The 24,721-nt window shown below is 71.4% G+C and carries 26 protein-coding genes; 14 read left to right on the top strand and 12 right to left on the bottom strand.

The features are described 5' to 3' along the window. Positions 1 to 23 precede the first annotated feature (23 nt). Genes IDM46_RS01590 through IDM46_RS01580 form a run of 3 tightly spaced genes read left to right on the top strand, consistent with a single transcriptional unit; the run spans position 24 to position 2,622 of the window. The gene (locus IDM46_RS01590; protein WP_185114633.1) at positions 24 to 1,823 is read left to right on the top strand and encodes an ATP-binding protein; all 1,800 of its coding nucleotides are present in this window, start codon (positions 24 to 26) and stop codon (positions 1,821 to 1,823) included. Beyond that, entirely contained in the window at positions 1,820 to 2,260 is a 441-nt protein-coding gene (locus IDM46_RS01585) for a response regulator (RefSeq protein ID WP_182823182.1), read from the top strand. The genes IDM46_RS01590 and IDM46_RS01585 overlap by 4 nt, the downstream gene beginning before the upstream one ends. Positions 2,261 to 2,265: 5 nt before the next feature. Further along, positions 2,266 to 2,622 carry a response regulator gene (locus IDM46_RS01580; RefSeq protein ID WP_223877997.1) on the top strand — a complete coding sequence of 119 codons (357 nt, stop codon included), beginning with the start codon at positions 2,266 to 2,268 and terminating at the stop codon, positions 2,620 to 2,622. 12 nt (positions 2,623 to 2,634) lie between these two features. Here IDM46_RS01580 and IDM46_RS01575 read toward each other — a convergent pair whose 3' ends face one another. From IDM46_RS01575 to rsgA, 3 genes are all read right to left on the bottom strand, one after another. Continuing rightward, on the bottom strand, positions 2,635 to 4,968 hold the full coding sequence (locus tag IDM46_RS01575; RefSeq protein WP_182823187.1) for an NADP-dependent malic enzyme: 2,334 nt from the start codon (positions 4,966 to 4,968) through the stop codon (positions 2,635 to 2,637). A gap of 87 nt (positions 4,969 to 5,055) precedes the next feature. After that, the gene (locus IDM46_RS01570; protein WP_182823189.1) at positions 5,056 to 6,306 is read right to left on the bottom strand and encodes a flavohemoglobin expression-modulating QEGLA motif protein; all 1,251 of its coding nucleotides are present in this window, start codon (positions 6,304 to 6,306) and stop codon (positions 5,056 to 5,058) included. A 34-nt stretch (positions 6,307 to 6,340) separates the two neighbouring features. Further along, on the bottom strand, positions 6,341 to 7,393 hold the full coding sequence (gene rsgA, locus IDM46_RS01565; protein WP_223877996.1) for a ribosome small subunit-dependent GTPase A: 1,053 nt from the start codon (positions 7,391 to 7,393) through the stop codon (positions 6,341 to 6,343). A 112-nt stretch (positions 7,394 to 7,505) separates the two neighbouring features. Between rsgA and IDM46_RS01560 the strand changes: the two genes are divergently transcribed. From IDM46_RS01560 to IDM46_RS01550, 3 genes are read left to right on the top strand one after another with little or no spacing between them, the layout of a single operon-like run. Beyond that, positions 7,506 to 8,774, top strand: coding sequence for an aminotransferase class I/II-fold pyridoxal phosphate-dependent enzyme (locus IDM46_RS01560; RefSeq protein WP_182823191.1), 1,269 nt, complete (start codon positions 7,506 to 7,508; stop codon positions 8,772 to 8,774). Between the two features lie 7 nt (positions 8,775 to 8,781). Then, entirely contained in the window at positions 8,782 to 9,408 is a 627-nt protein-coding gene (locus IDM46_RS01555) for an SGNH/GDSL hydrolase family protein (protein WP_182823193.1), read from the top strand. Continuing rightward, a complete protein-coding gene (locus IDM46_RS01550) occupies positions 9,405 to 10,097 on the top strand; it encodes a methyltransferase domain-containing protein (protein ID WP_185114631.1) in 693 nt (230 codons plus the stop codon). The genes IDM46_RS01555 and IDM46_RS01550 overlap by 4 nt, the downstream gene beginning before the upstream one ends. A 454-nt stretch (positions 10,098 to 10,551) precedes the next feature. Here IDM46_RS01550 and IDM46_RS01545 read toward each other — a convergent pair whose 3' ends face one another. From IDM46_RS01545 to IDM46_RS01535, 3 genes are read right to left on the bottom strand one after another with little or no spacing between them, the layout of a single operon-like run. Next, entirely contained in the window at positions 10,552 to 10,962 is a 411-nt protein-coding gene (locus IDM46_RS01545; protein ID WP_185114630.1) for a VOC family protein, read from the bottom strand. Continuing rightward, positions 10,959 to 11,342, bottom strand: coding sequence for a DUF1428 domain-containing protein (locus tag IDM46_RS01540; RefSeq protein ID WP_185114629.1), 384 nt, complete (start codon positions 11,340 to 11,342; stop codon positions 10,959 to 10,961). Before IDM46_RS01540 ends, IDM46_RS01545 begins: the two co-directional genes overlap by 4 nt. A 51-nt stretch (positions 11,343 to 11,393) precedes the next feature. Next, positions 11,394 to 11,789, bottom strand: coding sequence for a VOC family protein (locus tag IDM46_RS01535; protein ID WP_185114628.1), 396 nt, complete (start codon positions 11,787 to 11,789; stop codon positions 11,394 to 11,396). A gap of 82 nt (positions 11,790 to 11,871) precedes the next feature. On the opposite strand from IDM46_RS01535, the gene IDM46_RS01530 reads away from it, so the two are divergent. Then, positions 11,872 to 12,564 (top strand): TetR-like C-terminal domain-containing protein, encoded by a 693-nt coding sequence (locus IDM46_RS01530; RefSeq protein WP_185114627.1) that lies wholly within the window; start codon positions 11,872 to 11,874, stop codon positions 12,562 to 12,564. On the opposite strand, the gene IDM46_RS01525 is transcribed toward IDM46_RS01530, so the two are convergent. Further along, on the bottom strand, positions 12,537 to 13,322 hold the full coding sequence (locus IDM46_RS01525; protein WP_185114626.1) for a polysaccharide deacetylase family protein: 786 nt from the start codon (positions 13,320 to 13,322) through the stop codon (positions 12,537 to 12,539). The two genes, IDM46_RS01530 and IDM46_RS01525, sit on opposite strands and share 28 nt — an antisense overlap. Before the next feature lie 81 nt (positions 13,323 to 13,403). Here IDM46_RS01525 and grxD point away from each other — a divergent pair, with 81 nt between their 5' ends. Further along, positions 13,404 to 14,330, top strand: coding sequence for a Grx4 family monothiol glutaredoxin (gene grxD / locus IDM46_RS01520; protein WP_185114625.1), 927 nt, complete (start codon positions 13,404 to 13,406; stop codon positions 14,328 to 14,330). Between the two features lie 437 nt (positions 14,331 to 14,767). Here the strand turns inward: grxD and IDM46_RS01515 are convergent, their stop codons facing one another. Both IDM46_RS01515 and IDM46_RS01510 read right to left on the bottom strand, forming a co-directional pair. Beyond that, positions 14,768 to 15,301 carry a DUF924 family protein gene (locus IDM46_RS01515; RefSeq protein ID WP_185115222.1) on the bottom strand — a complete coding sequence of 178 codons (534 nt, stop codon included), beginning with the start codon at positions 15,299 to 15,301 and terminating at the stop codon, positions 14,768 to 14,770. Between the two features lie 2 nt (positions 15,302 to 15,303). Then, positions 15,304 to 16,080, bottom strand: coding sequence for an AMP nucleosidase (locus IDM46_RS01510; RefSeq protein ID WP_182823209.1), 777 nt, complete (start codon positions 16,078 to 16,080; stop codon positions 15,304 to 15,306). A gap of 139 nt (positions 16,081 to 16,219) precedes the next feature. Between IDM46_RS01510 and IDM46_RS01505 the strand changes: the two genes are divergently transcribed. The 6 genes from IDM46_RS01505 to IDM46_RS01480 all read left to right on the top strand — a co-directional run bounded on the left by IDM46_RS01505 (position 16,220) and on the right by IDM46_RS01480 (position 22,283). Continuing rightward, on the top strand, positions 16,220 to 17,611 hold the full coding sequence (locus tag IDM46_RS01505) for an amidohydrolase (protein WP_185115221.1): 1,392 nt from the start codon (positions 16,220 to 16,222) through the stop codon (positions 17,609 to 17,611). Then, a complete protein-coding gene (locus IDM46_RS01500; protein ID WP_185114624.1) occupies positions 17,608 to 18,927 on the top strand; it encodes an amidohydrolase family protein in 1,320 nt (439 codons plus the stop codon). Before IDM46_RS01505 ends, IDM46_RS01500 begins: the two co-directional genes overlap by 4 nt. Continuing rightward, complete coding sequence (locus tag IDM46_RS01495) at positions 18,927 to 20,873, top strand: acyltransferase family protein (RefSeq protein WP_185114623.1); 1,947 nt, start codon at positions 18,927 to 18,929, stop codon at positions 20,871 to 20,873. The genes IDM46_RS01500 and IDM46_RS01495 overlap by 1 nt, the downstream gene beginning before the upstream one ends. 64 nt (positions 20,874 to 20,937) lie before the next feature. Continuing rightward, on the top strand, positions 20,938 to 21,102 hold the full coding sequence (locus tag IDM46_RS01490; RefSeq protein ID WP_182823215.1) for a hypothetical protein: 165 nt from the start codon (positions 20,938 to 20,940) through the stop codon (positions 21,100 to 21,102). A gap of 96 nt (positions 21,103 to 21,198) precedes the next feature. Beyond that, positions 21,199 to 21,540, top strand: a complete 342-nt coding sequence (locus IDM46_RS01485; RefSeq protein WP_182823217.1) for a hypothetical protein — start codon at positions 21,199 to 21,201, stop codon at positions 21,538 to 21,540. 5 nt (positions 21,541 to 21,545) lie between these two features. Further along, on the top strand, positions 21,546 to 22,283 hold the full coding sequence (locus IDM46_RS01480) for an ATP-binding protein (RefSeq protein ID WP_185114622.1): 738 nt from the start codon (positions 21,546 to 21,548) through the stop codon (positions 22,281 to 22,283). On the opposite strand, the gene IDM46_RS01475 is transcribed toward IDM46_RS01480, so the two are convergent. The 3 genes from IDM46_RS01475 to IDM46_RS01465 form a co-directional block, all read right to left on the bottom strand. Next, positions 22,253 to 22,687 carry a sugar transporter gene (locus IDM46_RS01475; protein ID WP_185114621.1) on the bottom strand — a complete coding sequence of 145 codons (435 nt, stop codon included), beginning with the start codon at positions 22,685 to 22,687 and terminating at the stop codon, positions 22,253 to 22,255. The genes IDM46_RS01480 and IDM46_RS01475 overlap by 31 nt on opposite strands. Before the next feature lie 66 nt (positions 22,688 to 22,753). Beyond that, the gene (gene fghA / locus IDM46_RS01470; RefSeq protein ID WP_185114620.1) at positions 22,754 to 23,587 is read right to left on the bottom strand and encodes an S-formylglutathione hydrolase; all 834 of its coding nucleotides are present in this window, start codon (positions 23,585 to 23,587) and stop codon (positions 22,754 to 22,756) included. An 8-nt stretch (positions 23,588 to 23,595) separates the two neighbouring features. Beyond that, the gene (locus IDM46_RS01465; protein WP_185114619.1) at positions 23,596 to 24,705 is read right to left on the bottom strand and encodes an S-(hydroxymethyl)glutathione dehydrogenase/class III alcohol dehydrogenase; all 1,110 of its coding nucleotides are present in this window, start codon (positions 24,703 to 24,705) and stop codon (positions 23,596 to 23,598) included. Positions 24,706 to 24,721: the final 16 nt, after the last annotated feature.

Raw genomic sequence — 24,721 nt, 5'->3', positions numbered from 1 at the left:
GCCATCCAGCATCATCCGCCGCGATGCCAGACTCCCTGCCGCAACGCGAACACGCGCGCTGGCGCCTGCCGTTGCTGGCGCTGGTCGTGCTCCTGATCGTACTCGTGCCCTTCCTGCTGCAGCGGGTGGCCGACCGGCGCGTGGGCGAGGCCGCGGCGATGGTGGCGCATACCCTCGAGGTGGAGAACACGCTGCAGATGCTGTCGGCGGCGATCCGCAACCTCGAGGGCGCGGGGCTCGCCAGGGCCGCGGGCGTCGACGCGCCGATCCTCGACGAGCGGGTCGCCTACAGCGAAGCCCTGATCAAGCCCCTCCTCGACCACGCCGAGGAGCTGACCCGCGACAACCCGCGCCAGCAGGTGCGCATGGGCGCGCTGCGCACCAGCCTGGAAGAGCGCATCGTCCAGATCGACCGCGTGCTCGCCGCCGCCACGGAGGAGCGCCAGGCGGAAATCCGGCGCCTGGTCGAGAACTTCCCGGTGCAGGCGCCGATCTCCGCCCTGATCCAGACCGAGCGCGACATCCTCGCCGTGCGCAACGCCGACGCCGCGCGCGTCCAGCGCCAGGCCCGGGTGCTCGCGTGGGGGTCGCTGGGCGCCCAGGTGCTGCTGATCCTCGGCCTGGCGGCCCTGGCCATGCGCGACGCCGGGCGTCGCACCGCGGCCGAGGGGATGTCGCGACGCGCGGATGCCCGCGCCGGCGTGGTCCTCGACACCGTGCGCGAGCCGATCGTGCTGATCGACGCCGGCCTGCGCGTGGTGATGCACAACGCCGCGTTCGCAGAACTGTTCGGCATCGAGGGCGACATCCGCGGCACGCCGCTGGCCGATGCCGGCGACGCCTGGCGCGACGAGGAAACGCTGCGACGCCTGCGCGACGTGCTGCTGCGCGGCCGCGAACTGTGGGACTTCGAGCGCCAGCAGCGCACCGTGGATGGCGTCGACCGGGTGATGCTGGTCAACGCGCGCAGCATGGCGCTGCCCGACCGCGACGACCTGGTGGCGCTGGTCACGGCCAGCGACATCAGCGCGCAGAAGGCCAGCGAGACCCACATCCGCGAGCTGAACCGCCAGCTCGAAGGCAAGGTGGACCAGGTCTCCGACGTCAACCGCGAGCTCGAGGCGTTCAGCTACTCGGTGTCGCATGACCTGCGCGCGCCGCTGCGCCACATCGCCGGCTTCGCCGACAAGCTCGGCCGCCACCTCGGCGACGGCCTCGACGACAAGGGTCGCCATTACCTCGACGTCATCGGCGGCTCGGCCAAGCGCATGTCGGCGCTGATCGACGACCTGCTGGTGTACTCGCGCCTCGGGCGCAGCGCACTGCGCCTGCAGACGGTCGACATGCAGTCGCTGGTCGAGGAGACCCGCGCGATGCTGGATGCCAACAACAGCATCGACAACCCCGGCCACCACGTCGAGTGGCGCATCGCGCACATGCCGGTCGTGGTCGGCGACGACAACATGCTGCGCCAGCTGTGGACCAACCTGCTCGGCAACGCGGTCAAGTACAGCACCGGCAGCGAGCCGGCGGTGATCGACGTCGACCACCGCGCGGGCGACGACGGCCTGCACCACTTCTCGGTGCGCGACAACGGCGCCGGCTTCGACATGGCCTATGCGGGCAAGCTGTTCGGCGTGTTCCAGCGGCTGCATGCCGCGAGCGAGTTCAGCGGCACGGGCATCGGCCTGGCCAGCGTCAAACGGGTCGTGACCCGGCACAATGGCCAGGTCTGGGCGGAATCCGCGCCCGGCGAAGGCGCCACCTTCCACTTCACCCTGCCCGCCAACCCGGACGCCCGCCAAGGAACCCCGCGCACATGACCGCGATCCGCACCATCCTGCTTGCCGAAGACAGCCCGCACGACGCCGAGATGGCCATCGATGCGCTGCGCGATGCGCACCTGGTCAATCCCATCGTCCATGTCGAGGATGGCGTGGAGGCACTGGACTACCTGTTCCGCCGCGGCAAGTACGCCAACCGCCCCGAAGGCGACCCCGCGGTGCTGCTGCTCGACATCAAGATGCCGCGCATGGACGGCCTGGAAGTGCTCAACCAGCTGCGCGAACACGAAACGCTCAAGCGCCTGCCGGTGGTGATCCTGTCGTCGTCGCGCGAGGAAAACGACCTCGCCCGCAGCTGGGACCTGGGCGTCAACGCCTACGTGGTCAAGCCGGTCGACGTGGACCAGTTCTTCGAGGCGGTGAAGACGCTCGGGCGATTCTGGGCCGTCCTCAACGAGGCTCCGACCGACCCTTGAGCGCCATGGCCGTGATCCGCGTGCTGATTGTCGACGACTGCCACGACGACGCCGAGCTCACCGAGCTGACGCTGCGCGAGGCGGGCATCCTGGTGGAGTGCTGCCGGCTGTACCGCGAGGATGCGCTGCGCGAGGCGCTGGCCGGCTTCGACCCGCACCTGGTGGTCTGCGACGTCAACCTGCCCGGCTATTCCGGCCGCGAGGCGCGCGCGCTGGTGCTGGCGCACGCGCCACAGGCCCGCTTCGTGTTCATGACCGGCGCGCTGGCCGGCGACGAGGTGCTTCCCGTCGCCGACGGCGTCCTGCTCAAGGACGACCTGGCGCGCCTGCCGGCGCTGGTGCGCGAACTGCTGCCGCACTGACCGCCGCGGCGGTCAGTCGTCCGCGCCGGCGCGCTGCAGCGCGCGGATCTGTGCCTCGACCGCGGTGATCGCGGTCATGTTGACCAGGCGCCGCGGCGTACTGGTGGAGGTGAGCACGTGCGCCGGGTGGTCCACGCCCATCAGGATCGGACCGATCGCCACGCCGTCGGTCATCACCCGCACCAGGTTGTAGGCGATGCTGGCGGCGTCGATGTTGGGCAGCACGAACAGGTTGGCGCGGCCCTTGAGCGTGGTGTTGGGGAACAGGCGCTCGCGCAGCAGGCTGTCCCAGGCGGTATCGGCCTGCATCTCGCCGTCGATGTTCAGCCGCGGCGCGCGGCGCGCGAGGATCTCGCGCACGCGGCGCATCTTGGCCGCGCTCGGGTTGTCGTGGCTGCCGTAGTTGGAATGCGACAGCAGCGCGATGCTCGGCTCGATGCCGAACAGCTTCAGGCGGTAGGCGCCCTGCAGCGTCGCTTCGGCGATCTGCTCGGCGGTGGGGTCGACCTGCACGTGGGTGTCGAGGAAGAACCACACGCCGGCATCGTTGATCACGCCGGTCATCGCCGAAGTGCTGCTGACGCCCGGATCCAGGCCGAACACGCTGCGGATGTACCCGAGTTTCTTGTGGTAACGGCCGACCAGGCCGGAAATCAGCCCGTCCGCCTCGCCACGCTGCACCATCAGCGCGGCAATCAGGGTCGGCCGCGAGCGCACCAGGTTCTTGGCCGCGTCCGGGGTCACGCCGCGGCGCTCGGTGAGCGCGTGGTACTGGCGCCAGTAGTCGCCGAAGCGCGGGTCGTCGTTGATGTTGGTGAGGTCGAAATCCACCCCGACGCGCAGGCGCAGGCCGAGGCGCTTGATGCGGGTGTCGATCACGTCCGGCCGGCCGATCAGGATCGGCCGCGCCAGCCCCTCGTCGACCACGGTCTGCACCGCGCGCAGCACGGTTTCCTCTTCGCCCTCGGCGTAGACGATGCGCTGCAGGTTGGCACGGGCGCGCTCGTACACCGGCTTCATCATCAGCCCGGAGCGGTGGATGAACTGCCCCAGCTTCTCGCGGTAGGCGTCCATGTCCTCGATCGGGCGGGTGGCCACGCCGGAGTCCATCGCGGCCTTCGCAACGCACGGCGCCAGCATGGTCAGCAGGCGCGGGTCGAACGGCCGCGGGATGATGTACTCCTCGCCGAACACCGGCATCTCGCCGCCGTAGGCCGCGCCGAGGTCGGAGGATTCCATCTTCGCCAGCTGCGCGATCGCGCGCACGCAGGCCAGCTTCATCTCTTCGTTGATGCCGGTGGCGCCCACGTCGAGCGCGCCGCGGAAGATGTACGGGAAGCAGAGTGCGTTGTTGACCTGGTTCGGGTAGTCGGAGCGGCCGGTGGCGATGATGCAATCCGGACGCACGGCCTTCGCGGCTTCCGGCAGGATCTCCGGGTAGGGGTTGGCCAGCGCGAGGATGATCGGGCGCGGGGCCATCTTCGCCACCATCCCGGGCTTGAGCACGCCGCCGGCGGACAGGCCGAGGAAGATGTCGACGCCTTCGATGATGTCGTCGAGCGAACGCTTGTCGGTGTCGCGCGCGTAGCGCTGCTTGTCCGGGTCCATGTTGCCGCGCCCGGTATACAGCACCCCGTCGCGGTCCACGGCCAGGATGTTTTCCGGCTTCATGCCCAGCGCGACCAGCATGTCCAGGCAGGCGATGCCCGCGGCGCCGGCGCCGGCGGTCGCCAGGCGGACGTCCTCGATGCGCTTGCCGGCCACTTCCAGCGCGTTGGTGACCGCGGCGCCGACGATGATCGCGGTGCCATGCTGGTCGTCGTGGAACACCGGGATCTTCATCCGCTCGCGCAGCTTGCGCTCCACGATGAAGCACTCCGGCGCCTTGATGTCCTCGAGGTTGATGCCGCCGAACGTCGGCTCCATCGCCGCGATGATCTCGACCAGCTTGTCGGGGTCGCGCTCGTCGAGTTCGATGTCGAACACGTCGATGCCGGCGAACTTCTGGAACAGCACGCCCTTGCCTTCCATCACCGGCTTGCCGGCCAGCGGGCCGATGTCGCCGAGCCCCAGCACCGCGGTGCCGTTGGTGATCACCGCCACCAGGTTGCCGCGCGCGGTCAGCGTGCTGGCTTCGCGCGGGTCGGCGACGATCGCCTCGCAGGCATGCGCCACGCCCGGCGAGTACGCCAGCGCCAGGTCGCGCTGGGTGACCATGGGCTTGGTGGCGACCACCTTGATCTTGCCGGCGGGCAGCACGCGGTGGTAGTCGAGTGCCGCCTGCTCGAAGCTGCCGCTGTGGTCGGACAGGCTCAGGGGCGCGGGATCGACGGGCTTGTCGGACATCGGTTCACGGTCGGCGGGGCGGGCCATCGATTCTAGCCGCTTCGGCCAGGGGCGTCGGCCGCGCCACCGCAACGCAGCGGTCGCGCCTCAGCCGTGCCTGCCGGTGCCCACCTTGTCGAGGCGGATCCGGTTGGCGAACACCGAGAATGCCAGCGTCCCCGCCAGGCCGTTGGCGCGCGACACCCAGCGCGGCAGCCAGTACGGCGGCAGCAGCGTGCCGTCGTCGAACAGCGGCTCGAACGCCACCACGTCGTCGAGCGTCATCTTGCCGGCGAACAGCAGGCGACACAGGCGCAGGCGCCCGCCGGCCAGCGCCTGGCGGAAGAACGTGTGCACGCCGACCAGGCCGCGCAGGTACACCGTGTCCTTGGTGAACGCCGCGCCGCCGCAGGTGGGCACGCCGCGGAACACGCGCTGCGCCGAGGAGAAGCTGTCCACCTCGCCCTGGCCGGCCGCCAGGAACCAGCGGAACACGTCGATGAAGTCGGCGCCGTCGATCGCCATCGCGATCGCCTCGGTGCGCAGCGACACGCGCTTCATGCGTTCGATGTCGATGCTGCCGGTGGCCAGCTCGGCAAACGTGGCCAGGCCTTCCTGGGTTTCGGTGCTGCGCGGCGACGACAGGGCCAGGCTGCCCAGCAGCGGCTGGCGCCGGCCGTTGAGCGCGCTCAGCGAATGCACGAACGCCTCGTGCTGCAGCAGCTGGCCGCGGTCGTAGTCGCTGAACGACGCACCCGCGCGCAGGCGGATGCGGGTGGCGCCGGCGGCGGCCTTGGCGATCAGGTCCGGGTCGAGCACCACCTCGACCACGCGCGCGTCGAAGAACGCGTCGAGGTCGGCCTGCAGCTGCAGCTGCAGCGCGGTGGCGGAGACCTGCACCTGCTCCTCGGGCGCCAGCAGCTCGCGGTCGAGCTCGTCGGCGATGGCGATGAAATGCCGCGCGGCATCGCGCGTGGTGGCCTCGCTGCCCGGCAAGGGCGCGTCCGGGCGCCCGAACAGCCGTTCCGAATGCAGGCCGGCGGCCGCCGTGCCCAGCGCCTCCAGCAGCTCCGCGGCAACGCCCCAGTTGCGCGCGGAATCGGCAATGTAGGCGCCCAGCGGATGCTGCGGGTCCGCGGCCACCGCGATCGCCGCGAGCTCGCGGCGTGCGTCGCCGAAGTCATGGCGCGGATAGGCGTACTGCGGCGGGCGCGCGTCACCGCTGGCCCAGCGCGCCAGGAACGCGTGCTGCACCGATGCCGGCCAGCTCGCCAGGGTCAGCAGGCGGATGCCGCGCGCGGCCTGGACCATGCGCGCATCGAGCGTGGCGTGGTGGGCGATGTCGGCGTTGGCGTGCATGGCGGCGGATCTCCCCGTGGCGCGCCGGTCGCGCTCAGCGACGGCCCGGCTTCGCCTGCGCCTGCGCCAGGCGGCTGGCGAGCACGCTGGCGGCACCGGCCACCTCGTCGCGCAGCTTGATGTAGTGCGCGAAGCGGGCCGCGTCCAGCGTTCCGGCCTCGATCGCCGCGCGCACCGCGCAGCCGGGTTCGCGATCATGCTTGCAGTCGCGGAAGCGGCAGGCGTCGGCCAGCGCCTCGACTTCGGCAAACCCGCCCTCGGCGATGTCCTCCTCGCCGGTGGGCTTGAGCTCGCGCATGCCCGGGGTGTCGATCAGGCAGGCACCCGAGGCCAGCGGCACCAGCGCACGGTGGGTGGTGGTGTGGCGGCCGCGCGCATCGTTTTCGCGCACCGCGCCGGTGCGCATGCGCTCGTGGCCGACCAGCGAATTGGTCAGCGTGGACTTGCCCGCGCCGGAACTGCCCACCAGCACCGCGGTGCGGCCCGGGCCGAGCCAGGGGTCCAGCGCCGCGACGCTGGCCGGGTCGCGGGCATTGACCACCACCACCGCCAGGCCGGCGCGGATGCTGTCTTCCAGCTCGGCCATCGCGCCGTCGATGTCGACGCCGGGCTGGTCCGCCTTGGTGAGCACCAGCACCGGCTCCACGCCGCCGCCCTGCACCAGCAGCAGGTAGCGCTCGATGCGCCGCGGGTTGAAATCGCCGTCCAGGCCGCAGACCACGAACGCGGTGTCGATGTTGGTCGCGATGATCTGCTGCTTGTAATGCTCGCCGGCGGCCGCGCGCTTGACCACGCTGCGCCGCGGCAGCAGCAGGGCGACCACCTGGCGGCCCTCGACCAGCAGCCAGTCACCGACGGCGGCGCGCTGCTCCGGCGGGCACTTCGGACGCTGCCATTCCGGCAGCGACTCCACGGCGAATCCATCGCCGGGACCCACCGCGACCACGTATTTGGTGCGGTGCTGCTCGACCACCCGCACCGGCTGCGCCATGGGGTGCGCGGCCATCACCTCCGCCCAGCCGCCCGAGGCCGGCAGGCCCTCGTACGGCCAGCCGATCGCCCGCAGGGCGAGGATCTCGGGACTCAAGCGCGGGGGTCGGTGTTGGGCATGCGCGGATTCTATCCCCCAGTCGCGCCGCGCCGGCGGCCAGGCGGCAATTCCGCTAGGCTTTGCGGCCACCCCCGCACGCCCCGCACCGATGTCCGAGCCCCGCCTGAAGACGCGCGAGCGCCTGTCCGAAGTCCGCTACGAGATCCGTGGCGAACTTGCCCGCCGCGCCCGCGACCTCGAGGCGCAGGGCCACACCCTGATCAAGCTCAACATCGGCAATCCCGGCGCCTTCGGATTCCGCGCGCCGGAGCACCTGCAGCGCGCGATCGCCGACCACATCGCCGGCACCGATCCGTACACGCACCAGCAGGGCCTGCCCGCCGCGCGCGAGGCGGTGGCCGCCCAGCACGCCGCGCGTGGCGTCACCGGCGCCTCGGCCAACGACGTGTTCATCGGCAACGGCGTGAGCGAGCTGATCGACATCGCCCTGCGCGCCCTGCTCAACCCCGGCGACGAAGTGCTGTTGCCCTCGCCCGACTACCCGCTGTGGTCGGCGGCCACCATCCTCAACGACGGCCGCCCGGTGTACTACCGCTGCAAGGAAGGCAACGCCTTCCTGCCGGATCCGGACGAGCTCGAAGCGCTGGTGTCGTCGCGCACCCGCGCCATCGTGCTGATCAACCCCAACAATCCGACCGGCGCGACCTACCCGCGCGCGCTGCTCGAGCGCATCGTCGACATCGCCGCGCGCCGCGGCCTGTTGCTGATGTCCGACGAGATCTACGACGGCATCCTCTACGACAGCGCCACGTTCGAGCCGCTGGCGCCGCTGGCCGGCGACGTGCCGTGCCTGTCGTTCGGCGGCCTGTCCAAGGTGCACCGCGCCTGCGGCTGGCGCGTGGGCTGGGCGATGCTGTCCGGCGACGAAGCCGCCACCCGCGACTACCGCCACGCCATGGACCTGCTCGGCGCGCTGCGCCTGTGCGCCAACGTGCCGGGCCAGTTCGCGGTGCCGGCAGCGCTGTCGGGGCCCGACACCATCGGCCCGCTGTGCGCGCCCGGCGGCCGACTGCACGAAGCGCGCCGTGCGGTGATCGAAAGCTGCGCCGCCAGCGCGCACCTCAAGCTGCACGCACCGGCCGGCGCGCTGTATGCGTTCCCGGGCGTCACCGGTCCGGCCGCGCAGGGCTTCGACGACCACGATTTCGCGCTCGAGCTGATGGAGACCGAGCACGTCCTGGTGGTGCCGGGCTCGAGCTTCAACGTGCCCTACCGCAACCATTTCCGCGTGACGCTGCTGCCCGAGCCGGACCAGCTGCGCGAAGTGTTCCGGCGCATCGAACGCGTGCTCGACCGACGCGCCGAAGCCGCCGGCAAGGTGGTGCCGATCACCGCCGCGCGCGCGGCCACGGCCTGACCGCGGCGTGGCGCTCCGCTACCTCGCGCTCGGCGACTCGTACACGATCGGCGAAGGCGTCGCCCCCCACGCGCGCTGGACGCATGGCCTGGCCCGGGTGCTGCGCGCGGACGGCATCGCGATCGACGACCCGCTCACCATCGCCGCCACCGGCTGGACCACCGACGAACTCGCCACTGCGATCGACGCCGCCCAGCCACGGGGTCCGTTCGATTTCGCCAGCCTGCTGATCGGCGTCAACGACCAGTACCGCGGCCGCGATGTCGCCGGGTACCGCGACGGGTTCAGCGCACTGCTGGACCGCGCCATCGCCTTTGTCGACGGCCGCACCGACCGCGTGCTGGTGCTGTCCATCCCCGACTGGGGCGTCACCCCGTTCGCCGCCGAAAGTGGACGGGACCTGGCCGGGATCGCACGCGAGCTGGATGTCTACAACACAGCCGCACGCGCGATCTGCGACGCGCGTGGCGTCGCTTTCGTCGACATCTGCCCCATCAGTCGCGAACGCGGCGCCGAGCCGGCCATGCTGGCTGACGACGGCCTGCACCCCGCCGCCCCCATGCACGCCGAATGGACGCGCCTGGCCTTGCCGGCCGCCCGCCACCTGCTGCAGCGCCACGCAAGGACGCCATGACCCGTTCCGCCACCGCCCCGTTCCCGCCCCACGAAGCCCGCGCCATCGCGCGCGCGTTCCTGCCCGCCCACGTGCTCGGCAACCGCTACGACTATTTCTACACGCTGTCCAAGCTGCGCAGCGACCCGCTCTACCCGGGCGTCCTGGACGCGCTGCGCGGCACCAGCGCGCCGGTGCTCGACCTCGGCTGCGGGCTGGGCCTGCTGCTGCATGCGCTGCGCCTCGACGGCCAGGCCATGCCCTACCACGGCGTCGACATCGATGCCGACAAGATCCGCCGCGGCACGCGCATCGCGGCGCAGTGCGGGTTCGAAGATGACGCGCGCTTCGCGGTCGTCGACCTCGCCGATGGCTGGCCGCCGCACGCCGGCAGCGTCGCCATCCTCGACGTGCTGCAGTACCTCGACGCCGAAGCGCAGCGCGCGCTGCTCGCCGACGCGATCGCCATGCTCACCCCCGGGGCGAAGCTCGTGATCCGCAGCGGCCTGGGCGACGACAGCCGGCGCGGCCGCACCACCCGCATCACCGACCGCCTGGCGCACCTGTTCGGCTGGATGCAGGAAGTCCCGAAGTGCTACCCCACGCGCGAAGGCCTGCAATCGCAGCTCGCCGCCGCGGGCCTGCACGTCGACTTCCGCCCCCTCTACGGCAACACGCCCTTCAACAACTGGCTGATCGTGGCGGGTTGATTTTTCGCTAGGCCACACTCCGGCCAGATCCGTACGCCCGCAAGCTTCGCTGGCGTTCCGAGGCGTGCGCTTGCGGGCGTACGGCCCTGGCCTCCTCGTGATCCTGCTGCAGTGGGGAGAGCGGCTAGGACGGGACAGCGCTCTTGACGTGATGGAGTGCGGCGTTTCGCGGCGCCACACTTCTCCATAAGCCTGTACGTCGCCGGCAAGTTGCGACGGCGCTGCAAGGGCTGTCCGCGCATGTCGGCGCTCGCACGCCTCGGAACGCCAGCGAAGAGCGTCGGCGTGCGCGGACAGCCGCCGCGAAGACCCACGGCGCTTGCCAGCGACCCGCCGCAGCCCAACACCGGCTGGCCGTGCATGCCGGCATTCGCACGCCTCGGAACGCCAGCGAAGAATGTCGGCATGTGCGGTCAGCCGCCGCGCGATCAGCCAGCAGCGACGATGTTCACACTTACCCCCACGGCGGATCCCCTGTGGTCGCCATCAACTCCCACACGTTTCCGTCCGGATCACGGAAGGCGGACTGGTACATCCACCCGTGGTCTGCCGGCTCCCGATGCGACGCGCCGCCGGACGATGACGCCCGCGCCACCATCGCGTCCACCTCGTCCCGCGCCCCCAGGTGCAGGCAGGTCAGCACCGCCGTGGACGCGGCGGGATCGCCGACCGGCCGGGTGCAGAAGCCCGCGAAGAAATCGCGCGCCAGCAGCATCGCGTACATGTTGTCGCCGAGCACCACGCAGGTCGCGTTGGCATCGGAGAATTGCGGATTGATGGCGAATCCGAGCCCTTCGAAGAACGACCGCGAGCGCCCCGGATCCGCGACCGGCAGGTTGATGTAGATCGCGCTGCAGGCACTCACGCGCCTGCCTCCCCCGCCAGCGCCGCGCCCATCGTGACCACCGGCGAAAAGCCGCCGAAGATCATCCGCTTGCCGTCGAACGGCATCGGGTTCTTCGCCGGATCCGCGCGCGGGTCGTCCATCATGTCCTTCATCGCCGCATCGCGCGTCGCCTTGTCGGGCCACTCGATCCACGAGAACACCACCGACTCGTCGTCCCTGGCCTGCACCGCACGGCGGAAGTCGGTGACCTTGCCGTCGGGCACGTCGTCGGCCCAGCACTCGAGCACGCGCAGCGCGCCACGGTCCATGAACATCGGATCACCCTCGTTGGCGTGGTCGATGAACTCCTGCTTGCGCGCGGTGGGCACCGCGAGCACGAAACCGTCGATGTAGCTCATGTCATCCTCCAGTGAATGGTGGGAGGCACCCGGTGGGTGTCGTCCGGGGTGTCAGGCCATCGAATGCAGGCCGACGTGGTTGCCGTCGGGATCGGCGACGACCGCGCAGAAGCCGTAGGGCCCGATGGATTCCTTGCCCGACACCTCGCGGCCGCCCGCGGCCAGCGCGCGGGCCAGCGGCGCCGCGCAGTCATCGCTGCCGAAGTACACCATCAGGCCGCCCGCGGACGGCTGCGCATCGGGCGCGTGCACCAGCGCGCCGCCGGCGCCGAAGCCCTGCGGATCGGCCGGGAACGCGAACATCGCCACGGTCCCTTCCGCGGTTGGATCGGCCAGGGGTTCGAGCGTGGTGTCGAGCATCGCCTCGTAGAAGGCCTTCGCCTTCGCGAGGTCGCGGGCGTGGATCTCGAACCAGACCACCGGATTGCCCTTCGCGCATCCTTCCATCGTGTCCTCCGGACCGTCGTGCGGCGCTCAATGTGAACACCGTTCACTTGTGTTCGCGGAAGCTAAACTGGACACTGTCCACATGTCAATCCGCACCGCACCAGCGCCGCGTCCGCGCAAGACCTACCGCCATGGCAACCTGCGCAACGCACTGGTCGACGCCGCGGTAGCGCTTGCGCGTGAAGGCGGCCCCGACGCGATCGTCCTGCGCGAGGCCACGCGCCGCGCCGGCGTGGCGCCGAATGCCGCGTACCGCCACTTCAGCGGCCATGGCGAACTGTTCGCCGCGGTGCGCGCCGTGGCGCTGGCCGAGACCGCGCGCGCGATGGAGGACGAGATCGCGCATGCCGAAGCGCTGCGGACGGCAAAGCCCCGCGCGCGCGCCATGCTGGCTGCGGTCGGACGCGCCTACGTGGCCTATGCGCAGCGCGAAACCGGCATGTTCCGCACCGCCTTCGCGTCCGGCACCACCGGCGACCCGCTGCCTGCGGAGCCGGCCGCCGCCGGTGCACGCGGGCTGGGCCCGTTCGGCATGCTCGGCCTGGCGCTGGACGCGATGGCCGGCGCGGGCCTGTTGCCCGCCGCGCAACGCCCCCAAGCGGAGTTCCTGGCCTGGTCGGCGGTGCACGGCCTGGCGCTGTTCATGCTTGAAGGACCGCTGCGTGGCACCGATCCGGCGCAGCGCGCGGCACTGACCGAACGCCTCCTGGCGATGGTCGAGTACGGACTGCAGGCCGCCCCGCCGCCTCAGTCGGGCGGCAAGGCCGCGCGGTAGCCCGCGGCCTCCACCGCGCGCAGCACCTCCGCCACCGCCTCGACGCTGCGCCCGTGCGGCGCACCCTCATGCAGAAGCACGATGGCGCCGGGCGCAAGGCCGCGCGCCACGCGTTGCGCGATGCGTACCGGATCGGATTCCACGGCGTCATAGCCGCGAGCGCTCCATGCCACCCGCGCCAGCCCGGCCTCGCGCAGCGGCGCATGCACGAACGGATTGGCGTGGCCCACCACCGCCCGGAACCAGCGCGGCGCGCGCCCGGTGATGCGTGCCAGCGTCGCCTGGCACTCGAGGATCTCGCGGCGCATCGCCGCCGGCCCGAGGGCCCAGAAGCGCGCCTGCGGATGGCGCTGGCTGTGGTTGCCGATGCCATGCCCGCGCGCCGCGATCTCGCGCACCAGCGCGGGCCGCGCCTCGGCACGCGCACCGACCAGGAAGAACGTCGCCCGCGCCGCGTGCGCGTCCAGCAGATCGAGGATGGCCGGCGTGTCGTCGGAGGGCCCGTCGTCGATCGTCAGCCAGACCTCGGGTGAGCCCGCGGGCAGGCGCCGCAGCACCGGTCCGAACAGCCGCGATCCGGGCCGCAGCGTGCCCCACACGAACGCCAGGTGCAGCCCCACCAGCGCCGCCAGCCCCCATGTCCAGCCCGCGCGCCACCACAGCCACGCCACCAGTCCGTGCGCCACCAGCGCCGCCAACAACCACGCATGCGGGCGGCGCGGAACACGATGCAACGGGGGCGGAGGCGGCGCAGGCATCGCCGCATGATGACATGCGTCAAGGCCGCCGCCGGAGGCGAAGGGGTACCCTAGACGGCCCCTCTCCATGCGGTTGCCGCCATGTCCCTCGACCCCCAGCTCCGCCAGCGCATCGAAGACCTCCTGCAGGCCAACCGCATCGTGCTGTTCATGAAGGGCGACCCGCGCGCCCCGCAGTGCGGCTTTTCCGCCAAGGCCGTCGCCGCCCTGACTGCGCTTGAAACTCCCTACGCGCACATCAACGTGCTGGCCGACCCCGAGATCCGCGAAGGCATCAAGGCCTACGGCGACTGGCCCACCATTCCGCAGCTGTACATCGACGGCGAACTGGTCGGCGGCAGCGACATCATCGAACAGATGTCCAACTCCGGCGAACTGCACAGCGCCCTCGGCCTGCCCGCCCCCGACCGCACACCGCCCACCGTCACCGTCACCCCGGCCGCGCACGCCGTGCTGCGCAAGGCAATCGACGACGCCGGCGGCGACCTCGTGGTCAAGCTCGACATCGACCCCAACTACCGCACCCGCCTCGCCCTCGCCCAGCCGGAAGCCGCCGCCATCACCGTCGAATGCGACGGCGTGCGCGTCCAGGTCGACGCCCCCGCCGCGCGTCGCGCCGACGGCGTCACCATCGACTGGGCCGACGACACCCGCGGCCGCGGCCTGGTGGTCGACAACCCCAACGCCATCCCCCCGGTACGACCCATGTCCCCGGTCGACGCCCAGGCCCGCACCAGCGATGGCACCGTCCGCCTGGTCGACGTGCGCCCGGCCGACGAACGCGCGCAAGCCGCCGTCACCGCCCCCTTCATGACCCTCGACGACGGCCCCGCCGCGCTCGAAGCACTCCCGAAAGACACCCCGCTCGCCTTCCTCTGCCACCACGGCGGCCGCAGCGGCCAGGCCGCCGAACGCTTCCGCCAGCTCGGCTTCCGCGAGGTCTACAACATCGAAGGCGGCATCGACGCCTGGAGCCAGCACGTCGACAGCACCATCCCCCGCTACTGAGGGGTGCTTTCGCCTGGCCCAAGTTCCGGCCAAGGCCGCACGCCCACAAGCTTCGCTGGCGTTCCGAGGCGTGCGCTTGCGGGCGTGCGGCCTTGGCCTCCTCGTGATCCTGCTGCAGTGGGAGAGGGCAGGGACGGGACGGTGCTCTTGCCTGGATGAGTGGGACGTCCGGCGATTCCACACATTGCTGTGACGCCGCACATCGCCACAACCCGCGACAGCCCACCGCCGGCTGACCGCGCATGTCGGTGCTCGCACGCCTCGGAACGCAAGCGAAGAGCGCCGGCATGCGTGGGCAGCCCCGCCATAAACCAGGACGTCGCCAGCATCCGCGACGGCCCACCAAAGGCTGACCGCGCATGTCGGTGCGCGCACGCCTCGGAACGCCAGCGAAGCGTGCCGGCGTGCGTGGTCAGCCCCGCCGGACCCCAACAAATCTAGAAGCCCCCGCCAGCCTCCAGCCACGCCGCCTCGGCGGCCGTACTCTCCCGCCCCAAGGCCCGGTTGCGATGCGGGAACCGCCCGAACACCGCGATCACGTCCCGATGCTCCACCGCATAGCGCAGGAACTCCGGATCCAGCCCGCGCACCAGCGCCACGCAGCGCTCCTGGTCGGCCAGGTCCTCCGAGTGCTCGAACGGCAGATAGCAGAACACCCGCAGCGCCGGATCGACCTCGAGATCGAGCCCCGCGTCCAGCATCCGCACTGCGTAATGCCGCGCCAGCGAATCGCACGCGTACGCATGCCCACTGTCACGAAAGATGTTGCGCGGCACCTGGTCGAGCAGGAGCAACAGCGCCAGCGCACCCTCCGCCGACGCCATCCAGTGCTCGAGCCCCCGCCGCCCCGCCGCGAAGTGAGCCGCCTCGAAGCGTCCGCGCAGCTGCGCATCGAACCCGTCGTCGCGCGCGAACCACTTCGCAGGCCCCGCCTCGCGCCAGAACGCAACGACCTCGCCCGGCGCCGGCATCGTCACTCGTCGAACCTCATGTGGCGCACCGACTTGCCATGGCGGCGGATCAACCGCAGTGCCTCGATGCCGACCTGGATGTGGCTCTCCACGTACTCGATGCTCACCCGCGCGTCCGACGCCTCGGTCTTCACCCCTTCCGGGATCATCGGCTGGTCGCTGACCAGCAGCAGCGCCCCGCACGGAATGCGGTTGGCGAAGCCCGCCGCAAAGATGGTTGCCGTCTCCATGTCGATCGCCATGCAGCGCATCGCCCGCAGCCGCTCCTTGAACGCCTCGTCGTGCTCCCACACCCGCCGGTTGGTGGTGTAGACCGTGCCGGTCCAGTAATCGAGGCCCAGGTCGCGGATCATCGTGGACACCGCGCGCTGCAGCGCGAACGCCGGCAGCGCCGGGACCTGCGGCGGCAGGTAGTCGTCGCTGGTGCCCTCGCCGCGGATCGCCGCGATCGGCAGGATCAGGTCGCCGAGCTGGTTCTTGCGCTTCAGCCCGCCGCACTTGCCGAGGAACAGCACCGACTTCGGCTTGATCGCCGACAGCAGGTCCATCATGGTCGCCGCGTTCGGGCTGCCCATGCCGAAGTTGATCATGGTGATGCCGTCCGCCGTGGCGCTCGGCATCGGCCGGTCCATGCCGACCACCTCGGCGCCGGTCATGCGGCTGAAGTGCCCCAGGTAACCGCCGAAGTTGGTCAGCAGGATGTGCTCGCCAAATCCGTCAAGCGGAACGCCGGTGTAGCGCGGCAGCCAGTTGTTGACGATCTCGTCCTTCTCTTTCATCCCATGCTCCTTTTTTGCGGAACATTCTTGCACGCGCGGCGAAGGCGGACGGCGGCCCCCACCTTCCGCACATTGCGGCCCGACGCACGGGCCGGCTAGGGTGGGCGACCATTCGGGGGAACGCACCATGAAGCATCCGATGCACGCCGCGCTGGCCGCGGCGCTGGCCACCGCGCTGGCCGCGGGCTGCGCCAGCACCAGCGCCGCAGGCCCGCGCGACGCCGGCGCGAAGCCTGGCGCCAGCAGCACCGGCGACGCCTATCCCAGCACCTACCGCGCAATCGCCAGCGCGCCGGTGCTGGTCACCGGCGCCACCGTGCTCACCGGCACCGGCGAACGCCTCGACGGCGCCGACGTGCTGATGCGCGACGGCCGCATCGTCGCCGTGGGCCGCGGGATCGACGCGCCCGCCGACGCGGTGCGCGTGGACGGCAGCGGCAAGTGGGTCACGCCCGGCATCATCGACGTGCACTCCCACCTCGGCGTCTACCCGAGCCCGGGCACGCGCTCGCACAGCGACGGCAACGAGGCGACCTCGCCGGTCACCGCCGCGGTGTGGGCCGAGCACTCGGTGTGGCCCCAGGATCCCGGCTTCCACGCCGCGCTCGCCGGCGGTGTGACCAGCCTGCAGATCCTGCCCGGCTCGGCCAACCTGGTCGGCGGCCGCGGCGTGACCCTGCGCAACGTGCCGGCCACCAGCTACCAGGGCATGAAATTCCCGGATGCGCCGCACGGGCTGAAGATGGCCTGCGGCGAGAACCCCAAGCGCGTCTATGGCCAGAAGGGCGGCCCCGCGACGCGCATGGGCAACGTGGCCGGCTACCGCGCCGCGTTCATCGATGCCGCCGACTACCGCGCCAAGCGCAGTGCCGGCGGCGACAAGGCCGGCAAGCGCGACCTGAAGCTGGAGACCCTGGCCGCGGCGATGGACGGCGAGATCCTGGTGCACATCCACTGCTACCGCGCCGACGAGATGGTCACCATGCTCGACCTCGCCGACGAGTTCGGCTTCAAGGTGGCGGCGTTCCACCATGGCGTGGAGGCCTACAAGATCGCCGACCGGCTCGGCGCCGACGGCGTCTGCGGCGCGCTCTGGGCCGACTGGTGGGGCTTCAAGATGGAGGCCTTCGACGGCATCCAGGAGAACGTGGCGATCGTCGACCGCGCAGTGAACGGCTGCGCCATCGTGCACTCGGATTCCGAGGAGGGCATCCAGCGCCTCAACCAGGAGTCGGCCAAGGTGATGGCCAGCGCGCGCCGCGCCGGCATCGACATCGCGCCGGAACGCGCGATCCGCTGGATCACGCGCAACCCGGCGCAGTCGATGGGCATCCTCGACCAGACCGGCACGCTCGAGGCCGGCAAGCGCGCCGACGTGGTGCTGTGGAACGGCAACCCCTTCAGCTCCTACGCGCTCGCCGAGCAGGTGTGGATCGACGGCGCGCGCATGTATGACCGCCACGACCCGTCGCGCCAGCCGCGCTCGGACTTCATGCTTGGCCGGGGCGCGGCTGCCGGAGGTGGCCGATGAGCGCCGTGCGCGGCACGCGCCGCTTCGCGCCGCTCGCGGCCCTCGCGCTGCTTGTGGCCACCATGCCCGCGCTGGCGCAGGACCTGCTGATCCGCAACGCCACCGTGCACACCGCCACCGCGCGCGGCACGCTGCAGGGCGCGGACGTGCTGGTGCGCAACGGCCGCATCGCCGCGGTCGGCACCGGGCTGGATGCGGCCGGCGCCACGGTGGTCGAGGCCAACGGCAAGCCGGTCACCCCGGCGCTGTTCGCCGGCATCACCGCGATCGGCATCGACGAGGTGTCCGGCGAGGATGCCACCACCGATACCACGCTCGCCCTCGGGGCGGCGTCCAAGGAGATGGTGGTGCGGCCGGAGTTCGACGTCACGCTCGCCTACAACGCGGACTCGCTGCTGGTCCCGGTGGCGCGCGTGGAAGGGCTTGGCTTCACCCTGCTCGCGGCCGGCACCGGCGAGGGCGGCTCGATCATCGGCGGCCAGGGCGCGGTGATGCGCCTGGATGGCAGCGACCAGCCGGCGGGCCCGAAGCTGTTGTTCGTGCAGCTCGGCGGCGGCCGTGCCGCGGGCCTCGCCGGCGGCTCGCGCGCGGCGCAGTGGATGCTGCTCGACCAGCTGGTGGATGAAGTGCGCGGTCGGATCCCGGCGGGCTCCAACGCGGCGCTGCTCACGCCGGCCGGCCGCGACACGCTGAAGCGCTATTTCGACGGCGGTGGGCGCCTGGTGGTGGGCGTGGACCGCGCCGCCGACATCCGCGAGCTGCTGCGCTGGTCGAAGCGCCACGGCGTGCAGGTCGCGATCCGCGGCGGTGGCGAGGCCTGGCGCGTGGCGCCGGAACTGGCCGCGGCCAGGGTGCCGGTGTTCGTCGACCCGCTCGACAACCTGCCGTCCAACTTCGACCGCATCCACGCGGCGCTGGAAAACGCCGCGCGGCTGCGCGCGGCCGGCGCGACCGTCGGCTTCAGCCAGGCCGGCGACAGTTCGCACAACGCGCGCAAGATCCGCCAGCTGGCCGGCAACGCGGTCGCCCACGGCCTGCCATGGGAAGACGGCCTGGCGGGCCTGACCCGCGTGCCCGCCGAAGCGTTCGGCGTCGGCGGCGAGCTGGGCGGCATCGCGCCAGGCATGCGCGCCGACCTGGTGCTGTGGGACGGCGACCCGCTCGACGTCGCCAGCGTCGCCCGCCAGGTGTGGTTCGACGGCCGCGCGATCCAGATGCACTCGCGGCAGACCGAGTTGCGCGACCGCTACCTGCGGCCCGCGCCGGACGCCACGCGCGGTGACCTGCCGCGCGCGTACCCCACGCCGGCGCGCTGATGGCAGCAGGCGCGGCCCCGGGGGCGGCGCCCGGCTACCGCGCGGACGTCGATGGCCTGCGCGCCATCGCCGTACTCGCGGTGGTCGCGTACCACGCGTTCCCGCGCCTCGTGCCGGGGGGCTTCGTCGGCGTCGACGTGTTTTTCGTCATCTCCGGGTTCCTGATCACCGGCATCCTGCGCGACGGCCTGGCCGCCGGCACGTTCGGGTTCGGCGGGTTCTACGTGCGCCGCATCCGGCGGCTGTTCCCGGCGCTGGTGGTCGTGCTGGCGGCGTGCCTGGTGGCCGGCTGGTGGCTGCTGGTGCCGGCCGACTATGCCGCGCTCGGCCGCCATGCCGCGACCAGCGCCGGTTTCGTCGCCAACCTCGCGTTCTGGCACGACACCGATTATTTCGCCGCGGCGGCCGAGACCCTGCCGCTGCTGCACCTGTGGTCGCTCGGCGTGGAAGAGCAGTTCTACCTGCTGTGGCCGCCGCTGCTGGTGCTGGCATCCATGCGCGGGGTCGACACGCGCCGCCTGGTGCTGGTGGCCGGGCTGCTGTCGCTGGCGTATTGCCTGTGGCTGAGTCCGCGCGATGCGAGCGCCGCGTTCTACCTGCCCTTCACCCGCTTCTGGGAGCTGCTGGCCGGCGCGTGGCTGGCGCACCGCCTGGGCGGCACCGCAGCCACCGCGGTGCCGCAACGCCCGCGATTGGTCGCCGAACTGGCGGCGTTTGCCGGACTCGCGCTGATCATCGCCGCCTGCGTCGGCCTCAGCGACCAGTCGACGTTCCCGGGCTGGCGCGCGCTGCTGCCGGTGGCCGGTGCCACGCTGCTGATCGCCGCGGTGCCCGCCACGCGCTTGGCGCAGCGGCTGCTGTCGCTGCGCGCGCTGGTGTGGATCGGGCTGGTCAGTTATCCGCTCTACCTGTGGCACTGGCCGCTGCTGTCGTTCGCGCGCATCCATGCCACCGGCGAAGTGGCACCGGGCCTGCGCTTGGCGCTGGTGGCGCTGGCCGTGTTGCTGGCGGGGCTGACCTGGTGGCTGGTGGAACGCCCGCTGCGGCACCGCATGCGCGCGCGCCGCGCGCTGGGGCTGCTGCTGCCGGCGATGGCGATGGTGCTGGTGGCTGGCCTCGCGCTGTGGGCGCTGCAGGGCGTTGCGTCGCGCGCCGGCGAACCGGTGCGGCAGTACGCCAACTACGGCTACGACTGGCGCGCGCCATCGCGCGAGGGGACGTGTTCGCTGGTCGGCGCGCCCGGCGAGCCGGCGGAATTCCCGGACGAATGCGTCGACGCCCCGACCTCGCCGCCACGCCCGCTGCTGGTGCTGTGGGGCGATTCGCATTCCGCGCTGCTGTACCCGGGCATGCGCGAGGTGGCGGACGGCCGCCTGCGCCTGGCGCAGTTCACGCGCAGCGGCTGCCGGCCCTATGTCGATCCCCGCAAGGAGCCGTGCCGGAGCGACAACGCGCGCGTGCTGCAGCGGATCGCTGCGCTGCGCCCGGACTACGTGCTGCTGTTCGCCTACTGGAACGGGCGCGAATACCGGGACCCGGCGCAGGTGCTGGCGGACCTCGAGCCCGGCATCGCAGCGCTGCACGCCTCCGGCGTGGGCCAGGTGGTGGTGCTGGGGCCGGCGCCGCGCTGGCGCGCGTGGCTGCCGGCGCTGCTCGTGCAGCGCCATGCGCGGGAGCCGTTCCTGCAGGTGCCGCAGCGGCTGCGCGGCGAGACCGTTCCCGAGGTGCATGCGCTGGACGCCGCGCTGCGCACCGCATTCAGCGGTCGCGACGACGTCACCTATGTCTCGGCACTGGCCACGCTGTGCGACCTGCGCGGCTGCCTGACCTACATCGACACGCCCGCCGAGCTCACCACCTGGGACTACGGCCATCTTGGCCCACGCGCATCCGCGCTGGTGGCATCGGCCGTGGTCGAAGCGCTCGAGGCACCGCGCAGACCTTGATCGCGGTCAACACCCGCCGGCCTGCAACGGCCGATGATCCGGATACACAGAGGGAGGGACTGCCATGCATCCTGTTTTCGTCGAGCTGTTCGCCCGGCCGGTCGGCTGGCTCACGATCGGTGGCGCGCTGATCATGTTCGGAATCACCATCGGCGTGCCGCTTTTCATCCGCAGCCGCGAGCGCGCCGAGGCGCGTGAAGCGGAACGCAAGCGCCTGGGCACGCCGTGACTGCGTGATGGCGTGACGCCGCCGTGCCGGGGGTGGGCACGCCGGACTCACGCCGCCGCCGGCTAAGCTGGGGCCAACGCAGCCTTGGAGACGCCCATGTCCACGCGCTACCTCATTGCCCTGCCCGACCCGGAACGCACCCGCGCCGCGGGCGAGTTCGCCTTCATTGCCCAGGGTGCCGACGCCTTTGCCCGCGAGCTGCAGGACGCGCTGCGCGGCGACGGCCTGTTCCAGCGCTGGCGCGCCACGCAGGACGAACCGGACGAAGTGGATCCCGCGCTTGGCGTGATCGATTCATCCGCCACCGTCACCGGCACCCAGCGCGAGACGCGCGTGGAACTGGTCGCCGACACCGTCCTGCCGGGCGCGGTCTTCAAGCACCGCATGCGCCTGCTGGCCGGCAGCGCCTGGGAACTGCGCGACGTGCGCGCCGGCTGAACGGCGTGGCGCCGCGGCCCGTCGCACTGCTGGCCTGGAGCGGCGGCAAGGACGCGGCCTGGGCGCTGCAGGCCCTGCGCCAGCGCGGCGAGGTCGACGTGGTCGGCCTGCTGTCCACCATCAGCGCGGGCGAGGAGCGCGCATCGCTGCAGCACGTGCGCGCCGACGTGCTGCACGCGCAGGCCGCGGCTACCCGGCTGCCGCTGCTGGAAATGCGCATACCGGACGGCTGCGACAACGCCTGCTACGCAGCCGCCTTCGCCGCCACGCTCGCCGAAGCGCGGGCGCGCTGGCCCGGCATCACCCGCATCGCCTTCGGCGACCTGCTGCTGGCCGACATCCGCGGCTGGCGCGAAGCCCTGTGCGCGCGGCTGGGCTGGAGCGCGCTGTTCCCGCTGTTCGGCGCCGACAGCGCGGCGCTTGCGCGCGACATGCTCGCCGGCGGGTTGCGCGCGCAGCTGTGCTGCGTCGACACCACGCAGCTCGATGCCGCCTTCAGCGGCCGCGATTTCGACGCCGACTTGCTGGATACGCTACCCGCGGCCGTCGACCCCTGCGGCGAGAACGGCGAATTCCACACCTGCGTGAGCGACGGCCCGATGTTCACCGCGCCGCTGCAACTGGTGCGCGGCGCCACGGCCCTGCGCGACGGCCGCTTCGCCGTGACCGATTACACGGTGGGGGTTGGGCGACGGCAGAGCGATACCACGGATCAGCGCAGGACCCCGCGCGCGGCCATGTAGCGCGCGAACCACCACAGGCCGAGCGCGATCGCCACCAGGAGCACCGGGAAACCGAGGCTTGAGACACCCCCCGTGGTCCACGCCGGCGTGACCGCGAAGCTGGCGAGCACCTGCACCACCAGGGCCACCAGCGCCAGCAGGTACACAGGCACCGCCCAGCGCCTGCGCAGCAGCAGGCCGATGGACCCGAGCACACCGCCAATGGTCGCCAGGCCGTAGAAGAGATACAGCCAGGCAGGCGTGGCCTCGTAGATCGCGCGCTGGTCGGCGGGCATCGCCGCGAGCGCCTGCTCCGGCATCGCCACCTGCATGGTGAACGCCGCCACTCCGATCAGGTTCCACAGCAGCGCCAGCACGCCGACGATCCAGATACTCGTCGGCACCTTCATCGAACCTGTTTCCATGATCGCTCTCCCCTGCGCTTCGACAGGCTCGAAGCTTGAACCCGAGCGGATCAGCGGACAAGCGGCTTACGCGGAGCGCAGCGCCCTGGCGTGGTGCGCGATGTGCTCGCCGATGAAGCTGGCGATGAAGTAGTAGCTGTGGTCGTAGCCCGGCTGCATGCGCAGCTGCAGCGGATGGTCCGCCGCTGCGCAGGCGGCCTGCAGCAGCTCGGGGCGCAGCTGGGTGGCGAGGAATTCGTCGGCATCGCCCTGGTCGACCAGCAGCGGCAGCTTTTCCTTTGCCGACTTCACCAGTTCGACCGCGTCGTGCCGCTTCCACGCTGCGCGGTCGTCGCCGAGGTAGGCAGCGAACGCCTTCTCGCCCCACGGCACCTGGCTCGGCGCCACGATCGGCGAGAACGCCGACACGCTGCGGTAGCGGCCCGGGTTCTTCAGGGCGATGGTCAGCGCGCCGTGGCCGCCCATGGAATGGCCGCTGATCGCGCGCGCGTCGCTGGCCGACGGATCGGCTTCCACCCACGCCGGCAGCTCGTCGACGATGTAGTCGTACATGCGGTAGTGCGCCGCCCACGGCGCCTGCGTGGCGTTGACGTAGAAACCCGCGCCCTTGCCGATGTCGTAGCCCTCGGCGTCGTGCACGTCGTTGCCGCGCGGGCTGGTGTCCGGCGCGACGATGATGATCCCGTGCTCGGCGGCATGGCGCTGCGCGCCGGCCTTGGTGATGAAGTTCTGCTCGTTGCAGGTCAGGCCCGAGAGCCAGTACAGCACCGGGCAGGGGCCGTCGGCGGCCTGCGGCGGGAAGTACACGCCGACGGTCATGTCGCAGCCGAGTACCTCGGAGCGGTGCCGGTAGACGTCCTGCCAGCCACCGAAGCTGGCGCGGTGTTCAATGCGTTCCATGGCAGACCTCAGTAGTGGATGACGGTGCGGATCGACTTGCCTTCGTGCATCAGGTCGAAGGCCTCGTTGATGCGCTCCAGCGGCAGCGTATGCGTCACGAACGGCGCCAGCTGGATGTCGCCGCGCATCGCGTCCTCGACCATGCCCGGAAGCTGCGTGCGTCCCTTCACCCCGCCGAACGCGGTGCCCAGCCACTTGCGGCCGGTGACCAGCTGGAACGGGCGCGTGCTGATCTCCTGCCCCGCGCCCGCCACGCCGATGATCACGCTCTGGCCCCAGCCGCGGTGCGCGCACTCGAGTGCGGCGCGCATCACGTTGACGTTGCCGATGCACTCGAAGCTGTGGTCCACGCCCCAGCCGGTCATCTCCACGACCACCTGCTGCACCGGCCTGTCGTGGTCCTTCGGGTTGACGCAGTCGGTGGCGCCCATCTCGGTGGCCAGCGCGAACTTGGACGGGTTGGTGTCGATGGCGATGATGCGCCCGGCCTTGGCCTGCACCGCGCCCTGGATCACCGCAAGTCCAATGGCGCCGAGGCCGAACACCGCCACCGTGTCGCCTTCCTGCACCTTGGCGGTGTTGTGCACCGCGCCGATGCCGGTCGTCACGCCGCAGCCGAGCAGGCAGGTGTGCTCGGGGTTCGCGTCCGGGTTCACCTTGGCCAGCGAAACCTCGGCGACCACCGTGTATTCGCTGAAGGTCGAGCAGCCCATGTAGTGGTAGACCGGCTCGCCGTTGTAGCTGAAGCGGGTCGTGCCGTCGGGCATCACGCCCTTGCCCTGCGTTGCGCGCACGGCGACGCACAGGTTGGTCTTGCCCGACTTGCAGAACAGGCATTCGCCGCACTCGGCGGTATACAGCGGAATCACGTGATCGCCGGGCTGCACGCTGGTCACGCCCTCGCCGACCTCGACCACGATGCCCGCGCCCTCATGTCCGAGCACCGCCGGGAACACGCCTTCCGGATCGTCGCCGGACAGGGTGAAGGCGTCGGTGTGGCAGAGCGCGGTGTGGGTGATCTTCACCAGCACTTCGCCCTTCTGCGGCGGGGCGACGTCGAGCTCGACGATCTGCAGCGGCTGGCCTGCGGCAAAGGCGACGGCGGCACGGGATTTCATGGTTTCAACTCCTGCA

It is taken from the genome of Luteimonas sp. MC1825 (assembly GCF_014764385.1).
Taxonomy (GTDB): Bacteria; Pseudomonadota; Gammaproteobacteria; order Xanthomonadales; family Xanthomonadaceae; genus Luteimonas.
This window is presented reverse-complemented; position numbering and strand designations above follow the sequence as displayed.

Excerpts from the sequence above, each read along its gene's own strand:
- grxD (WP_185114625.1), top strand. The coding sequence starts at position 13,404 with ATGTCCCTCGACCCCCAGCTCCGCCAGCGCATCGAAGACCTCCTGCAG.
- IDM46_RS01540 (WP_185114629.1), bottom strand. The coding sequence starts at position 11,342 with ATGAGCTACATCGACGGTTTCGTGCTCGCGGTGCCCACCGCGCGCAAG.
- IDM46_RS01490 (WP_182823215.1), top strand. The coding sequence starts at position 20,938 with ATGCATCCTGTTTTCGTCGAGCTGTTCGCCCGGCCGGTCGGCTGGCTC.
- IDM46_RS01575 (WP_182823187.1), bottom strand. The coding sequence starts at position 4,968 with ATGTCCGACAAGCCCGTCGATCCCGCGCCCCTGAGCCTGTCCGACCAC.
- IDM46_RS01505 (WP_185115221.1), top strand. The coding sequence starts at position 16,220 with ATGCACGCCGCGCTGGCCGCGGCGCTGGCCACCGCGCTGGCCGCGGGC.
- IDM46_RS01495 (WP_185114623.1), top strand. The coding sequence starts at position 18,927 with ATGGCAGCAGGCGCGGCCCCGGGGGCGGCGCCCGGCTACCGCGCGGAC.
- IDM46_RS01530 (WP_185114627.1), top strand. The coding sequence starts at position 11,872 with ATGTCAATCCGCACCGCACCAGCGCCGCGTCCGCGCAAGACCTACCGC.
- IDM46_RS01550 (WP_185114631.1), top strand. The coding sequence starts at position 9,405 with ATGACCCGTTCCGCCACCGCCCCGTTCCCGCCCCACGAAGCCCGCGCC.
- fghA (WP_185114620.1), bottom strand. The coding sequence starts at position 23,587 with ATGGAACGCATTGAACACCGCGCCAGCTTCGGTGGCTGGCAGGACGTC.
- IDM46_RS01535 (WP_185114628.1), bottom strand. The coding sequence starts at position 11,789 with ATGGAAGGATGCGCGAAGGGCAATCCGGTGGTCTGGTTCGAGATCCAC.
- IDM46_RS01580 (WP_223877997.1), top strand. The coding sequence starts at position 2,266 with ATGGCCGTGATCCGCGTGCTGATTGTCGACGACTGCCACGACGACGCC.
- IDM46_RS01525 (WP_185114626.1), bottom strand. The coding sequence starts at position 13,322 with ATGCCTGCGCCGCCTCCGCCCCCGTTGCATCGTGTTCCGCGCCGCCCG.
- IDM46_RS01500 (WP_185114624.1), top strand. The coding sequence starts at position 17,608 with ATGAGCGCCGTGCGCGGCACGCGCCGCTTCGCGCCGCTCGCGGCCCTC.
- IDM46_RS01570 (WP_182823189.1), bottom strand. The coding sequence starts at position 6,306 with ATGCACGCCAACGCCGACATCGCCCACCACGCCACGCTCGATGCGCGC.
- IDM46_RS01485 (WP_182823217.1), top strand. The coding sequence starts at position 21,199 with ATGTCCACGCGCTACCTCATTGCCCTGCCCGACCCGGAACGCACCCGC.
- IDM46_RS01560 (WP_182823191.1), top strand. The coding sequence starts at position 7,506 with ATGTCCGAGCCCCGCCTGAAGACGCGCGAGCGCCTGTCCGAAGTCCGC.
- IDM46_RS01510 (WP_182823209.1), bottom strand. The coding sequence starts at position 16,080 with ATGAAAGAGAAGGACGAGATCGTCAACAACTGGCTGCCGCGCTACACC.
- IDM46_RS01465 (WP_185114619.1), bottom strand. The coding sequence starts at position 24,705 with ATGAAATCCCGTGCCGCCGTCGCCTTTGCCGCAGGCCAGCCGCTGCAG.
- IDM46_RS01515 (WP_185115222.1), bottom strand. The coding sequence starts at position 15,301 with ATGCCGGCGCCGGGCGAGGTCGTTGCGTTCTGGCGCGAGGCGGGGCCT.
- IDM46_RS01590 (WP_185114633.1), top strand. The coding sequence starts at position 24 with ATGCCAGACTCCCTGCCGCAACGCGAACACGCGCGCTGGCGCCTGCCG.
- IDM46_RS01585 (WP_182823182.1), top strand. The coding sequence starts at position 1,820 with ATGACCGCGATCCGCACCATCCTGCTTGCCGAAGACAGCCCGCACGAC.
- IDM46_RS01475 (WP_185114621.1), bottom strand. The coding sequence starts at position 22,687 with ATGGAAACAGGTTCGATGAAGGTGCCGACGAGTATCTGGATCGTCGGC.